General features: G+C 66.8%; 14 protein-coding genes. 7 read left to right on the plus strand and 7 right to left on the minus strand.

Annotation, left to right across the window (positions count from 1 at the left end):
* Position 1 precedes the first annotated feature (1 nt).
* A complete protein-coding gene (rpsP, locus tag LQZ85_RS03855; protein ID WP_053095939.1) occupies positions 2–436 on the minus strand; it encodes a 30S ribosomal protein S16 in 435 nt (144 codons plus the stop codon).
* A 209-nt stretch (positions 437–645) separates the two neighbouring features.
* Here rpsP and LQZ85_RS03860 point away from each other — a divergent pair, with 209 nt between their 5' ends.
* The gene (locus LQZ85_RS03860) at positions 646–1,797 is read left to right on the plus strand and encodes a glutamate--cysteine ligase (RefSeq protein ID WP_053099095.1); all 1,152 of its coding nucleotides are present in this window, start codon (positions 646–648) and stop codon (positions 1,795–1,797) included.
* 2 nt (positions 1,798–1,799) lie between these two features.
* Here LQZ85_RS03860 and LQZ85_RS03865 read toward each other — a convergent pair whose 3' ends face one another.
* Positions 1,800–2,771 (minus strand): sugar-binding domain-containing protein, encoded by a 972-nt coding sequence (locus tag LQZ85_RS03865; RefSeq protein ID WP_053099094.1) that lies wholly within the window; start codon positions 2,769–2,771, stop codon positions 1,800–1,802.
* A 100-nt stretch (positions 2,772–2,871) separates the two neighbouring features.
* Between LQZ85_RS03865 and LQZ85_RS03870 the strand changes: the two genes are divergently transcribed.
* From LQZ85_RS03870 to glpK, 3 genes are all read left to right on the plus strand, one after another.
* Complete coding sequence (locus LQZ85_RS03870) at positions 2,872–4,581, plus strand: glycerol-3-phosphate dehydrogenase/oxidase (protein ID WP_053095938.1); 1,710 nt, start codon at positions 2,872–2,874, stop codon at positions 4,579–4,581.
* Between the two features lie 92 nt (positions 4,582–4,673).
* Positions 4,674–5,426 (plus strand): MIP/aquaporin family protein, encoded by a 753-nt coding sequence (locus LQZ85_RS03875; protein WP_053095936.1) that lies wholly within the window; start codon positions 4,674–4,676, stop codon positions 5,424–5,426.
* A 29-nt stretch (positions 5,427–5,455) separates the two neighbouring features.
* Entirely contained in the window at positions 5,456–6,970 is a 1,515-nt protein-coding gene (gene glpK, locus LQZ85_RS03880) for a glycerol kinase GlpK (protein ID WP_053095934.1), read from the plus strand.
* A gap of 2 nt (positions 6,971–6,972) precedes the next feature.
* On the opposite strand, the gene LQZ85_RS03885 is transcribed toward glpK, so the two are convergent.
* A complete protein-coding gene (locus tag LQZ85_RS03885) occupies positions 6,973–7,908 on the minus strand; it encodes a LysR family transcriptional regulator (protein WP_056278668.1) in 936 nt (311 codons plus the stop codon).
* A gap of 78 nt (positions 7,909–7,986) precedes the next feature.
* Between LQZ85_RS03885 and LQZ85_RS03890 the strand changes: the two genes are divergently transcribed.
* Positions 7,987–8,895, plus strand: coding sequence for an EamA family transporter (locus LQZ85_RS03890; protein ID WP_056278667.1), 909 nt, complete (start codon positions 7,987–7,989; stop codon positions 8,893–8,895).
* Positions 8,896–8,904: 9 nt separating this feature from the next.
* On the opposite strand, the gene ffh is transcribed toward LQZ85_RS03890, so the two are convergent.
* Both ffh and LQZ85_RS03900 read right to left on the minus strand, forming a co-directional pair.
* The gene (ffh, locus tag LQZ85_RS03895) at positions 8,905–10,458 is read right to left on the minus strand and encodes a signal recognition particle protein (protein WP_053095928.1); all 1,554 of its coding nucleotides are present in this window, start codon (positions 10,456–10,458) and stop codon (positions 8,905–8,907) included.
* Between the two features lie 13 nt (positions 10,459–10,471).
* The gene (locus tag LQZ85_RS03900) at positions 10,472–11,092 is read right to left on the minus strand and encodes a TetR/AcrR family transcriptional regulator (protein WP_053095926.1); all 621 of its coding nucleotides are present in this window, start codon (positions 11,090–11,092) and stop codon (positions 10,472–10,474) included.
* Between the two features lie 93 nt (positions 11,093–11,185).
* Here LQZ85_RS03900 and lipB point away from each other — a divergent pair, with 93 nt between their 5' ends.
* Both lipB and lipA read left to right on the plus strand, forming a co-directional pair.
* On the plus strand, positions 11,186–11,839 hold the full coding sequence (gene lipB, locus LQZ85_RS03905; RefSeq protein WP_053095925.1) for a lipoyl(octanoyl) transferase LipB: 654 nt from the start codon (positions 11,186–11,188) through the stop codon (positions 11,837–11,839).
* Positions 11,836–12,825: a lipoyl synthase gene (lipA, locus tag LQZ85_RS03910; RefSeq protein WP_056278665.1), complete on the plus strand. Its 990-nt coding sequence runs from the start codon at positions 11,836–11,838 to the stop codon at positions 12,823–12,825. The genes lipB and lipA overlap by 4 nt, the downstream gene beginning before the upstream one ends.
* Positions 12,826–12,841: 16 nt before the next feature.
* On the opposite strand, the gene LQZ85_RS03915 is transcribed toward lipA, so the two are convergent.
* A complete protein-coding gene (locus LQZ85_RS03915; RefSeq protein ID WP_053095921.1) occupies positions 12,842–13,342 on the minus strand; it encodes a DUF2004 domain-containing protein in 501 nt (166 codons plus the stop codon).
* Between the two features lie 44 nt (positions 13,343–13,386).
* The gene (ftsY, locus tag LQZ85_RS03920; RefSeq protein WP_053095919.1) at positions 13,387–14,259 is read right to left on the minus strand and encodes a signal recognition particle-docking protein FtsY; all 873 of its coding nucleotides are present in this window, start codon (positions 14,257–14,259) and stop codon (positions 13,387–13,389) included.
* Positions 14,260–14,281: the final 22 nt, after the last annotated feature.

The following is a 14,281-nucleotide window of genomic DNA, read 5'->3' on the forward strand; positions in this document are numbered from 1 at the left end:
ATTACTCTGCGTCGGCGGCGGGAGCCTCTGCGGCCTCCGCGTCGGCCTTGGCGGGAGCCTCCTCAGCGGGGGCCTCCACCTTCTTCTCGGCCTTGGGCTTGACGACGGACTTCTTGGACGCGTCGATCTCGAACGGAACCTTGGGCTCCTTGACCTTCAGCGTGGACTTCGCGTCCTTGTCGCCCTTGAACTTGCCCCAGTCGCCCGTGATCTTGAGCAGAGCAGCGACCTGCTCGGTCGGCTGAGCGCCGACGGAGAGCCAGTACTGCGCACGGTCGGAGTCGATCTCGATGAACGAGGGCTCCTCGGTGGGGTGGTACTTGCCGATCTCCTCGATCACGCGACCATCGCGCTTGGTCTTCGAGTCGGCGACGACGATGCGGTAGTACGGCGCACGGATCTTGCCCAGGCGCTTGAGACGAATCTTGACAGCCACGATTCTCCTGAATTGTGTGGAAGGTAACGAACCGATCGCCTGGAGAGTGGGGTGCACACCCGGCGGAAGCTCAAATAGGGAGGACGAGTGCTGGATAGAGGGTCGAGCACGTCGTCCGACCTTCTATTCTGCCAGATCCGCGGCCCAGGAGCGAAACGCGGCGACACGACGGTTGCCGTGTCGCCGACAGCGCGTGTCAGACTGTGCTCGTGAAGCTCGATTTCGCGCCATCGGCCCGGTCCACCGTCGGTCTCGAGTGGGAGATCATGCTCGCCGATCCGGTGAGCGGTGATCTCGTCGGCCGCGCCCCCGAGCTGCTGTCGGCACTCGAGGATGAGAGTGCAGAAGAACGGCACACCGTGACGGGCGAGCTCCTCACCAACACGATCGAGGTCACCAGCGGCATCGGCGATTCCGTGGCCCATGCCGTGGACGACATCGCCAACGCGATCACCGCTGTTCGTGCGGCGACGGATCCGGCCGGCATCGAGCTGCTCTCAGCCGGCAGTCACCCGTTCGCGCAGTGGTACCACCAGGAAGTGACCGACAAGACGCGCTACCACACCCTGATCGAGCGCACCCAGTGGTGGGGTCGGAACATGATGATCTGGGGGATCCACGTCCACATCGGCGTGGAGGATCAGCGCAAGGTCATCCCGATCATCAACGCCCTCGCCGCTTATCTCCCGCATCTGCAGGCTCTCTCCGCCTCGAGTCCGTTCTGGGCCGGTGAGCGCACCGGGTACGCTTCGAACCGTGCTCTGGTGTTCCAGCAGCTGCCCACTGCGGGGCTCCCGTGGCCGCTGCAGGACTGGTCGGAGTACGAGGCCTACCTCGACGACATGGTGCGCACCGGTGTGATGGCGGACGCCACCGAAGTGCGCTGGGACATCCGGCCCGCACCGCGGTGGGGGACGATCGAGGTGCGGGCATGCGACGGGCTCTCCACGCTGCCGGAGCTCGCGGCGGTGGCCGCGCTCGTGCAGGTCCTGGTCGAGCATCTCTCGCGTCAGATGGACGAGGGACTCCCCCTCGCGCAGATGCCTGCCTGGTACCACCGGGAGAACAAGTGGCGCGCCGCGCGCTACGGCTTGGACGCGCGGGTGATCGTCGACGCCGCCGGAACCCAGCGTCCCGTGCGGGAGCATCTTGCGGAGGTGCTCGAGGAGCTCGCCCCGGTCGCGGTCGAACTCGGCTGCGTGCGTGAGTTCGGCAGCATCGAGACGATCCTCACGGACGGCGCGAGCTACGAGCGTCAGCTGACGATCGCGAACGCGACGGGCGGCGACCTCGGTGCAGTCGTCCAGCATCTGATACGAGAGTTCCGCTCCGGCCCGGAATCCTCGACCGACGAGCCGTAGGGTCAGTCCTCGACGAGCCTGCGCGCGAGTCCTTCATCGAGCACCACGTCCGTGATGAGGTCGGCGGCGATGGCGGCGCGGAGGCTGGCGAGCTTCGGAACACCGGACACCACGCACACGCGTCGGGGCACCCGCCGCAGCCGGTCGAGACCCGGACCCGTCGCCCGTGCGTTGACACGGATGTCCCTCCAGGACCCGTCCGCGCGGAAGAAGACCGTGGCCACGTCGCCGATCGCATGGTCCTCCCGGAGGCTCCGGTAGTCGTCGCGACCGAGATAGCCGCCGACGTACACGCGACTGGGGACTTCCGCGGCCGGAGAGCCGAGACTGAACACGGCGATGTCCATCTTCGACTGCAGGTCGAGCACCCGCAGAGTGCTCCGCTCTCGCCACATCGCCTCGCGCGTCGAGGGATCGTCGAAGAACGCGGGCACGGGGAACTGCTGCACCTGCGCACCGAACGCGCTGCCGAAGCGCTGGAGGATGTCGCTCGAGTACTCGACCCCGCTGGTCTGCGTGTTCCCGGCACCGTTCAACTGCACGAACGTCGTGTTGTGCGTCTCCTTCTGGGTGAGACCACGGCTGACCGCGCTGATCGTGGATCCCCACGCGACACCCACGATCATGTTCGAGTCGACGAACTGCGACAGCAGCCGCCCTGCGGTCAGAGCCACCCGCTCGAGCCTCTCGACCTCGCTGACGATCTCGGGGATCGGTACGACGTGGGCCACGAGGCGATGCCTGTCCCGGATGCGCTGCTCCAGCATGCCGAGTCGCTCGAGAGGGGAATTGATGCGGATGTCCACGAGTCCGCTCTCGCGGGCGAAGCTGAGCAGGCGCGACACCGATGATCGCGAGGTCTTCAGCTCCTGCGCGATCACCTCCATGGTCTTGTCCTGCATGTAGTAGAGCTGTGCCGCGGTGAGCGCGGCGATCAGCTTGGAATCGCGCGATCCCGCGTCAGACTGGCGCATGACGACCTCCTCGAGTCGATCTTTGCACATATGTGCAACGGGCTTGCGCGTGGTGGGCGATCAGGTCGAAGCTGGGAGCACGCACAGAGAAGGGTCGAAGATGATCGAGTCGACACACTCATCACCGGAACGCGCGGCAGTCCGCGCCGTCCGTGAGTCCGGACGCACGAGCGTCCTTGTCATCGGAGCCGGGATCAACGGGATCTCCGCGTTCCGTGATCTGGCGCTGCAGGGCGTCGACGTACTGCTCGTCGAGCGAGGCGACTTCGCCTCCGGCGCGTCGGCGGCGTCGAGCCACATGATCCACGGCGGCATCCGCTATCTCGAGAACGGCGAGTTCCGACTCGTGCGCGAATCGGTCGAAGAGCGCAACGGTCTGCTGAAGATCGCCCCGCACTACGTCAAGCCGCTCGAGACGACGATCCCCATCTACTCGACCTTCTCCGGCATCCTGTCCGCTCCCCTGCGCTTCCTCACGCACAAGAGCGGCAAGCCCCAGGAGCGTGGAGCGTTCCTGATCAAGGTCGGACTGACGATCTACGACACGTTCTCCCGCGACGGCGGCATGGTGCCCCGTCACCGGTTCCTGGGCCGCAAGCGCTCGCTCGCCGAGCTCCCCTCGCTCGACCCGAACATCAAGTACACGGCCACCTACTACGACGCGTCTATGCACGACCCGGAGCGCCTCGCGCTCGACGTCCTGCAGGACGGACGCGCCGCACACCCCGGCGCCGTCGCACTGAACTACGTCGAGGCGATCGCGCGGGACGGCGAGAAGGTCGTCCTCCGCGATCGTGAGAGCGGGACCGAGTTCACCGTCACCGCCGATGTCGTCGTGAACGCATCCGGTCCGTGGACCGATCTCACCAACGACGCGCTGGGCAACGACACGCGTTTCATGGGCGGCACCAAGGGATCCCACATCGTCCTCGACCACCCCGAGCTCCTCGAGGCGACGCGCGGACGCGAGATCTTCTTCGAGCACTCCGACGGTCGCATCGTCCTGATCTACCCGCTCAAGGGTCGCGTTCTCGTGGGAACGACCGACATCGATGCAGACCCCCGCGAGGTCCCGGTGTGCACCGAGGAGGAGATCGACTACTTCTTCGACCTCATCCACCACGTCTTCCCGACGATCGACGTGACCCGCGAGCAGATCGTCTTCAACTTCTCGGGGATCCGTCCGCTCCCCCGGCACGAGGACACCGCGCCGGGATTCGTCTCTCGCGACTATCGCATCGAAGTCGACGAGAAGGGTGCCGCCCCTCTCGTGAGTCTCGTCGGAGGCAAGTGGACCACCTTCCGAGCCCTCGGCGAATCGCTCTCCGATGTGGTGCTCGGTCTGATCGGTCGCACCCGCACCGTGTCCACCGCCGGACGCGCCATCGGCGGAGGCCGTGACTTCCCGCGCACCGAGAAGGCACGTCGCATCTGGATCCAGGAGAACCTGCCCGGAGCCGGCGATCGCGCCGAGCGTCTTCTCGCCCGATACGGAACCCGCGCCGCGCAGGTCTGGGAGTTCATCGAGCAGGGAGACGACGCGCCTCTGGTCGGAGGCGACCTCTCGACGCGCGAGCTGGCATGGATGGTCGAGAACGAGATGGTCGCGCGACTGCAGGACGTCGTTCTGCGCCGCACCAGCATCGCTTTCACCGGCAACGCCGACGCGGATGTGCTCGAAGAGCTTGCAGACGCGCTGTCTCCTCTGCTCGACTGGGATCGCGCACGGCACGATGCCGAACTCGAGCAGACGCGGGCGCTGCTGAACGAACGCCATGGACTCCAGATCTCGTCACGCGCACGCGGCTGACGAGACATCCGAACACCGCCCTCCACGCGGTGTAATTCCCAACAAGTGCCAGGGCTAAGGGGCCCTGGCACTCAAGAAAGGTCAATGAAGACATGACTGAAGTGAATCTCGGTCTCTACTTCCTCTCGGAGTTCGTCGGCACAGCGCTGCTGATCCTCCTCGGATGTGGTGTGGTCGCCAACGTCGCGCTAGCCAAGAACAAGGGCTTCGGCGGCGGTTTCCTGATGGTCAACTGGGGATGGGGTCTCGCGGTCTTCGTGGGTGTCCTCGCCTCCGCCTACTCCGGCGCCATCCTGAACCCTGCTGTCGGCATCGGCCTTCTCGTCGCAGGCAAGATCGACTTCTCTCAGTTCGCGGTCGCGACCGGTGCTGAGCTGCTCGGCGCGATCGTCGGTGCGATCCTCACCTGGCTGGCCTACAAGCAGCACTTCGACGAGGAGCCCGACCCCGCCAACAAGCTCGGCGTCTTCTCGACCGGTCCCGCGATCCGCTCGTACGGCTGGAACCTCGTCACCGAGGTCATCGGCACGTTCGTCCTCGTGTTCGCGGTCTTCGCGTTCGCTGACTACGGCGACATCGAGATCGGCGTCCCCGGAGGCCTCGGCCCGCTCAGCGCCCTTCCCGTCGCGCTCGTCGTGGTCGCCATCGGTGCATCGCTCGGTGGACCGACCGGATACGCGATCAACCCGGCACGTGACCTCGGCCCCCGCATCGCCCACGCCATCCTCCCGATCAAGGGCAAGGGTTCCAGCGACTGGTCCTACTCGTGGGTCCCGGTCGTCGGTCCGCTCATCGGTGGTGTCCTCGCCGCCGTCGCTGCGCCGGTACTGCTCAACCTCGCCTGAACCCGAACCTGACTTCAAAGGAGAACACAATGGCCGACTACATCATCGCCATCGATCAGGGCACCACCTCCAGCCGCGCGATCATCTTCGACAAGAAGGGCAGCATCGTCGCGACCGGTCAGAAGGAGCACGAGCAGATCCTGCCCAAGGCAGGCTGGGTCGAGCACGACCCCGCTGAGATCTGGCGCAACGTGCAGGAGGTCATCGGACTCGCACTGAGTCGTGCCGACCTGACGCGCCACGACATCGCCGCGGTCGGAATCACGAACCAGCGCGAGACCGCTGTGGTCTGGGACAAGACCACCGGCAAGGCCGTCTACAACGCCATCGTCTGGCAGGACACCCGTACGCAGGAGATCGTCGACCGCCTCGCGGCCGACGGCGGGGTCGAGCGGTTTAAGCCCATCGTGGGCCTCCCCCTCGCCACCTACTTCTCCGGCACCAAGATCGCCTGGATCCTCGAGAACGTCGAGGGCGCTCGCGAGAAGGCGGATGCCGGCGACCTCGTCTTCGGCACGACGGACAGCTGGGTGCTCTGGAACCTCACCGGCGGTGTCGACGGCGGCGTTCACGTGACGGACGTCACCAACGCCTCGCGCACGATGTTCATGGATCTCGAGACGCTCGAGTGGCGCGACGACATCCTCGAGGCGTTCGGCGTTCCCCGCTCGATGATGCCCGAGATCCGCTCCTCCTCCGAGGTCTACGGCGCAGCCGAGGACTCGTCGCTGCTGCGCGAGACGCCGATCGCCGGCATCCTCGGCGACCAGCAGGCCGCGACCTTCGGCCAGGCCGCATTCAACACGGGCGAGAGCAAGAACACCTACGGCACCGGGTGCTTCCTGATCTTCAACACGGGTGAGGAGATCGTCCACTCGAAGAACGGCCTGCTCACCACTGTCGGCTACAAGCTCGGCGACGGACCGACGCACTACGCGCTCGAGGGCTCGATCGCCGTCACCGGATCCCTGATCCAGTGGCTGCGCGACCAGCTCGGCATCATCGGCTCCGCTCCCGAGGTCGAAGAACTCGCGAAGCAGGTCGACGACAACGGCGGCGTGTACATCGTCCCGGCGTTCTCCGGTCTGTTCGCGCCCTACTGGCGTCCGGACGCCCGCGGCGCCATCGTGGGCCTCACCCGCTACGCGAACAAGAATCACATCGCTCGCGCAGCGCTCGAGGCGGTCGCATTCCAGACCCGCGACGTGCTCGACGCCGTCAACGCGGATGCCGGAGTCGACCTCACGGAGCTCAAGGTCGACGGCGGAATGGTCGCGAACGACGCGCTCATGCAGTTCCAGGCCGATGTGCTCGGTGTGCCGGTCGTTCGCCCCGTCGTGGCGGAGACGACAGCGCTCGGCGCCGCTTACGCGGCCGGTCTCGCCGTCGGATTCTGGAACGGACTCGACGATCTCTCCGCCAACTGGCAGGAGGACCGCCGTTGGGAGCCCTCCATGGAGGACGGAGAGCGCGATCGCCAGCTGCGTCTGTGGCGCAAGGCCGTCAGCAAGTCGATGGACTGGGTCGACGAAGACGTGAAGTGACCTCAGATACCTGAGTGGGCGGGCCCGGAGGATTCCTCCGGGCCCGCTTCATCATTCCGGCGCGACGTCATCGACTCGACGACGCGGAGGAAGGCGGACGTGACGTTGCGCGGGGCGCGATCGTCCCAGGCGACGTACTGAACCCGTACGGGACCATCGACGAGATCGACCGCCGCGACGTCGAAGGACGACGTAGCGATCACCCTCGGTGCCAGCAGTGAGATCGCGAGCCCCTGGGAGACGAGACCCAATATCAGCTCAGACGAGTCCGCTTGGAAGGGCACGTCACGTGTGATGCCGGCTGCCGCGAAGGCAGCGTCCGCCTGGGCGCGGCCAGATGTGCCCGCGGGAAAGTCCGCGAAGACCTCATCCGCGAGGTCGGCGAGGCTGACGCCGACATGCCCGGAGATGCGGTGAGCAGGGGATGCCGCGACGACAAGGCGTTCGCGGGCGAGTGCACGAAATGCCACGCTCCGAGGCTCGACGCCCTCTCGCAGTCCCAGCAGAGCGACATCGAGGTCGCCGCGCCGAACGGCCTCCACCAGCGTGTCGCTGTTGCCGACCGTGAGCTCGACCGCGGCATCCGGATGAGCGGCGCGGAACCGTGCGATCGCTTGCGGGACAGGGACGGCGCTGCCCGTGGGGATGACACCGAGATGAAGGGTGCCCACGACGCGGCCGGCCGTGGCAGCCGCAGCGTCACGCGCATCGTGCGCTGCTCTGACCGCCCGATTCGCATGGACGAGGAATGCCTCACCCGCCTCGGTGGTGCGTACGCTGCGGCTCGATCGGACGAACAGCCGCTGCCCGAGTTCCCGCTCGAGAGCAGCTATCTGGTGGCTCAGCGCCGACTGCGTCACGAAGCAGCGCTCGGCGGCGCGCGTGAAACTGGCGGACGACGCGACTTCGACGACGTATCTCAACTGCTGCAGATCCATGCATTCATGATCGCAGCTCATGTGTCAGGTGAGAACCATGCGTTGGACTCATGGCTGATGGGCATTCAGGCTGAAGGAATGAACCGCCTCGCCCTGCTGCTGCTCACCGCGCTGGCCCCTCTGTCGTGGGGCACCACCTACCTCGTGACGACGGAGTTGCTCCCGACCGGTCATCCCCTCTTCGCAGGACTCCTCCGCGCGCTTCCTGCGGGACTCGTCGCACTGGCGATCGGTCGCGCTCTGCCGCGCGGAGCCTGGTGGCTGAGATCTCTCGCACTCGGAACCCTCAACATCGGCGCATTCTTCCCGCTCCTGTTCATCGCCGCGGAAAGGCTGCCCGGCGGAGTCGCCGCCGCCGTCGCGGGTGTCCAACCGCTGACCATCCTCGGACTGAGTGCTCTGCTGCTCGGAGACCGCATCCGCCCTGTCACGGCAATCGCTGCCGCCGTGGGTGCCGGAGGCGTCGCTCTCGTCGTGCTCGGACCAGCAGCCCAGCTCGATGCCCTCGGCATCCTGGCGGCACTCGGCGGGGTGACTGCGACCTCGGTGGGCATGATCCTCACCAAGCGCTGGGGGCGCCCGGCAGGCGTGGGGGCCGTCGCCTACGCGGGGTGGCAGCTGACTGCGGGCGGGCTGGTCCTGCTGCCCCTCGCCCTGTTGTTCGAAGGCACTCCCCCGACCGTCGACGGCGGAGCAGCGCTCGGGTACGTCTGGCTCGGATCGGTGGGAGGCCTGCTCGCCTACATACTGTGGTTTCGAGGCATCCAGCAGCTGCCGGTGATCGCACCCGGGCTGCTCGCTCTGCTCTCCCCCGTCGTGGCGACTCTGCTGGGCGCACTCGTCGCCGGCGAGAGGTTCACGACGGCTCAGGTCGTCGGTGTCGTTCTCGTCCTGGTCGCCCTCGTCGGAGGACAGCTGACCGCGCTCCGGCGACCCCGCCGGTCGTCACGTGTTCCCGAACCGGCGCTGCCCGCGCGCCGACTCTGAAGGGACGCCTCAGCTCTTGCCGAAGAGCTTCTGGATCTCCGCGAGGTCGGCTTCGCTCGGCGCCTTCGCGCCCCCGAGACCGAAACCCGAACCCGTCGGAGTCGACGTCGGAGCGAGGCCGGCGTTCTCGGCGGCGCGCTTGGCGGGGTTGCCCGAACGTGAACCGCCGGAGGACTTGCCCTTCTTGCCGCGCTTCGACGACGCGCCGGGCTTGCCCATGCCGGGCATCGACCCCATGCCGGGGATGTTCGGGGTGCCACCGCGCGCGACGGTCTTCATCATCTTCGCGGCCTGATCGAAGCGCTGGACGAGCTGGTTGACATCCGTGACCGTCATTCCCGAACCGCGGGCGATACGCAGGCGACGCGAGCCGTTGAGGACCTTCGGATTGCGGCGCTCACCGGGAGTCATGGAGCGGATGATCGCCTCGGTGCGATCGATCTCGCGCTCGTCGAAGTCCTCGAGCTGCTGCTTCATCTGCCCCATGCCGGGAAGCATTCCCAGCATCTTCTTCATCGATCCCATCTTCTTCATCTGCTGAAGCTGGTCGAGGAAGTCTTCGAGTGTGAACTGCTCGGTCGCGAGCTTCTCGGCCATCTTGACGGCCTCTTCCTCATCGAAGGCCTGCTGGGCCTGCTCGATGAGGGTGAGGATGTCGCCGAGATCCAGGATCCGGCTGGCCATGCGATCGGGGTGGAACGGCTCGAGGTCTTCGAGGCGCTCACCGGTCGATGCGAAGATGATCGGGCGTCCGGTCACGGAGGCGACGGACAGCGCCGCACCACCGCGGGCATCTCCGTCGAGCTTCGACAGCACGACGCCGGTGAAGTCGACACCCTCCTGGAACGCACGAGCGGTGTTCACCGCATCCTGGCCGATCATGGCGTCGATGACGAAGAGAACCTCGTCGGGGTCGGTGGCCTTGCGGATGTCGGATGCCTGCTTCATGAGCTCGGCATCCACGCCCAGGCGTCCGGCGGTGTCGATGATGACCACGTCGTGCTGGTGACGTCGCGCATGCTCGACGCCGTCGCGCGAGACCTTGACCGGGTCGCCCACGCCGTTGCCCGGCTCGGGTGCGTAGACGGTGGCACCGGCCTGCTCGGCGACCACCTGGAGCTGGTTCACGGCGTTCGGGCGCTGGAGGTCCGCCGCGACGAGCAGAGGAGTGTGCCCCTCCCCCTCGAGCTGCTTCGCGAGCTTGCCCGCGAACGTCGTCTTACCCGAACCCTGGAGTCCTGCGAGCATGATGACCGTCGGCGCGGTCTTGGCGAACTGGAGACGACGCTGCTCGCCTCCGAGGATCTGCACGAGCTCCTCGTTGACGATCTGCACGACCTGCTGGGCCGGGTTCAGTGCCTTGTTGACCTCGTCGCCGAGGGCACGTTCGCGCACCTTCGCGGTGAAGTCCTTGACGACCGTGAGAGCGACGTCGGCGTCGAGCAGCGCGCGCCGGATCTCGCGCACTGTGCCGTCGACGTCGGCCGCAGTGAGCTTTCCCTTCGTGCGAAGGTTGCGGAAGGTCTCGGTGAGCCGATCGGAGAGCGTGCCAAAGGTAGCCATGGTGACACCGAGTTTACGCGAATCCTGACCCGTTCTCCGCGCTCGCTGCCGCGGTCCACGGCAACCGCGCGATCGCGCGCACAGCGTCGGCGAATCGATCGCTGACCGAACCGCGACCTGCGCCGCTCTCGGCCCAGGCTCGCACCGCAGCGAGAACCGCGGCGGCCCACGTCGCTGCCGCGATGTCGGCGGTGAGCGCGGGGACGCCGGAGCGCCGGGCGAGATCGGCGAGGGTCGCAGCCAGGCGCGCCTGTCGCCGTGCGGCGTCCTGCTCGAGTTCGTCGTCGAGCCCCATCGCGGACGAGTTGTTGATCGCGAGTGCGAGGCTGTCGGGTGCGAAGTCGTCGACGAGAGCCGAGAGGATGCGTCTGACGTGCGCGCCGTCGCGATCTTCGTGCACCGCGACCAGATCTTCGACCGCACGACCGATGCGGTCGTCGAGACCGGACCAGAGCACGTCGCTCTTCGACGAGAAGTAGTTGAAGAAGCTCGAGCGGCTCACTCCGGCTCGCTGGGTGATGTCGGCGACCGAGGTGGCGTCGTACCCCTGCTCCAGGAACAGCTCGCAGGCAGCCTCGGCGAGAGTCTCCCGCGAAGACGCCTTCGGCCGCCCTGCTCGGCTCGTGCTGCTCATGTCAACACGCTACCGCGCGTCGCTGCGGCGCGCCGCCGTCAGTGCGGAGGAGTATTCTTAGACGCAATCCATTTATTGACGAGAGTGGTCTCCATGCTCGAGATACTGACGGCGGGTCTCGCCCCGACGTACGTCCCCTACACCGTGGGCTGGGATCTGCAGCGCAGCATCCATGCCGACGTCGTGTCCGGCACCCGTCCGGACACGCTCATCCTCCTCGAGCATGAGGCCGTGTACACCGCCGGCAAGCGGACCGAGCCGCAGGAGCGCCCCCACGACGGCACTCCGGTGATCGACGTCGACCGCGGCGGGAAGATCACCTGGCATGGCCCCGGCCAGCTCGTGGGATACCCGATCGTCCGACTGCCCGAGCCGATGGACGTCGTCGCTCACGTCCGCCGCCTCGAGCGCATCCTGATCGACGTGCTCCGTCCGCTCGGCGTCGACGGGTACCAGGTCGAGGGACGCAGCGGCGTATGGGTCCGCCGCCCGCTCTCGGAGGACAAGGTCGCGGCGATCGGGGTGCGTGTGCAGCAGGGCGTCACGATGCACGGCTTCGCGATCAACTGCGACAACACTCTCGCGGGCTTCGGCGGCATCATCCCGTGCGGGATCACCGACGCGGGCGTGACGACGGTGAGCGAGGTCGTCGGTGCTGACGTCTCCCCCGCCGACATCAGCGCCTCCGTGTCCGCCGCCTTCCTCGCCGAATACTCGACCGCCGACCGTGTAGGAGCCTCCAGATGACCGCCGCACCCGAAGGACGCAAGCTCCTCCGCCTCGAGATCCGCAACGCCGAGACGCCCATCGAGCGCAAGCCGGAATGGATCAAGACGAAGGCGAAGATGGGGCCCGAGTACACCGCACTCCACTCGCTGGTGAAGAGCGAGGACCTCCACACCGTGTGCCAGGAGGCGGGGTGTCCGAACATCTTCGAATGCTGGGAGGACCGAGAGGCGACCTTCCTCATCGGCGGGTCGCAGTGCACCCGTCGGTGCGACTTCTGCCAGATCGACACCGGCAAGCCCGACGCCTACGACACGGACGAGCCGCGCCGGGTCGCCGAGAGCGTCGTGCGGATGAACCTCCGCTATGCGACGGTCACCAGCGTCGCCCGCGACGACCTCCCGGACACCGGAGCCTGGCTGAATGCCGAGACCGTCCGGAAGATCCACGAGCTCAACCCGAACACCGGAGTAGAGCTGCTCGCCAACGAGCACAACGCCGATCCGGCCTTCCTCGGCCAGATCTTCGACGCACGCCCCGAGGTCTTCGCCCACAACGTCGAGACCGTGCCGCGCATCTTCAAGCGCATCCGCCCTGCATTCCGGTACGAGCGCTCGCTCGATGTGATCACCCAGGCACGCAACGCGGGACTGATCACCAAGTCCAACCTCATCCTCGGAATGGGCGAGGAACCGGAGGAGGTCGTCCAGGCGCTGAACGACCTGCACGACGCCGGCTGCGACATCATCACCATCACGCAGTATCTGCGGCCGTCTCCTCATCACCTGCCTGTCGCACGGTGGGTCAAGCCGACCGAGTTCGTGGAGTTCAAGGAGGAGGCCGAGCGGATCGGCTTCCTCGGCGTGCTCGCAGGCCCCCTCGTGCGCTCGTCCTACCGCGCCGGCCGGCTGTGGGCGCAGTCGATGGTGTCGAAAGGACGCGAGATCCCGCCGCACCTGGCGCACATCGCCGAGAGTGCAGACCTCGGCTTCGCCCAAGCCGTCTGAACTGAGGCGGGAACGGTCAGTCCGCGCTCATCACGGATTGCACGCTGCCGTCGGAGCCGAGGTTCACGAGCAGGACGTCGTCGGTGGTGGTGGCGTCGAGCGCGTACTCCAACACGGCGAAGGGCTCGGACCCACCGTGCTCGTCGGCGAGGATCGTCATGCTCATGAGCCGGAGCGATCGGATGATGTCGACGGCGGCGTCACCGCTCACGTCGACGAGGACGTCTTCGAGCTCGTCACCATACGCCTCCTGCTGCTGAAGGATGTACTCGGTGACCTCGCTCGTGCGATCGTCGACCTCCGCGAGCATGCCCCGCCGCGAGACCGCGTCGACGTTCTCGATCCCCGCGATGAGCGAAGCGGCGATGTCGAGCGCGTCGGCAGAGACATCGTCCTGGTCGGGAGCCGTGAGGTCGACGGTGACGCTCTGGTCACCGAGCTCCACCGTCTCGGACCAGAAGATCGAGCCGTCGGGCCCTGAGGACAGGAGTCCGAAGTAGTCGTGTTCGATCGCCATAACGCTATGAAACCAGCCTCGTGCTCGCGGCGGTAGTCCCGTCGTCAGCCGACGAGCGACTTGACGAAGACATGGGGGGTGAATCCGGTCAGATCATCGATGCCCTCGCCCTGCCCGAGGAGCTTGACGGGGATGCCGGTGCGCTCCTGCACGGCGAGGACGAAACCGCCCTTCGCCGATCCGTCGAGCTTGGTCAGGACGAGACCGGTGACGCCGGCATGCTGGAGGAAGGCCTCGGCCTGCATCACTCCGTTCTGCCCGGTCGTGGCGTCGAGCACGAGAAGGACCTCGCTGATCGGCGCCTGCTTCTCGATCACGCGACGGATCTTTCCCAGCTCATCCATCAGCCCGCCCTTGGTGTGCAGACGACCGGCCGTGTCGATGATCGCGATCTCGATGCCCTCACGCTGGGCGAACTCGATCGTCTGGTAGGCGACGGATGCCGGATCCTGGCCCTCCTGCTGGGGACGGACGATCGCCGCTCCCCCGCGCTGCGCCCAGGTGGCGAGCTGATCGACGGCCGCCGCACGGAACGTGTCGGCTGCGCCGACCACCACGCTGCGCTGGAACCCGCGGAGGAACTTGGTGAACTTGCCGATCGTCGTGGTCTTGCCGACGCCGTTGACGCCCACGACGAGCACGACCGCCGGTCGCTCGGTGAGCTTCAGGGTGGTGTCGAACTTCGCGAAGTGCTCCTCGAGCGTCTCGCGCAGCATCCGCTGGAGATCCTGCGGATCGGTCGTGCGGTAGCGCTCGACCTTCTCTCGAAGCTCCTCGACGACCCTCTCGCTGATGTCGGGACCGAAGTCAGCCGTGATGAGGGCGGTCTCGAGGTCCTCCCACGTCGTCTCGTCGATAGTGGGCTTGACGAACATCCCGCGCAGCGCGCGAGTGAGGGACCACGACTTCTCCGCCATGACTCCAGCCTACGGGTAGCGC

It is taken from the genome of Microbacterium sp. Bi98 (assembly GCF_918698045.1).
Classification (GTDB): Bacteria; Actinomycetota; Actinomycetes; order Actinomycetales; family Microbacteriaceae; genus Microbacterium.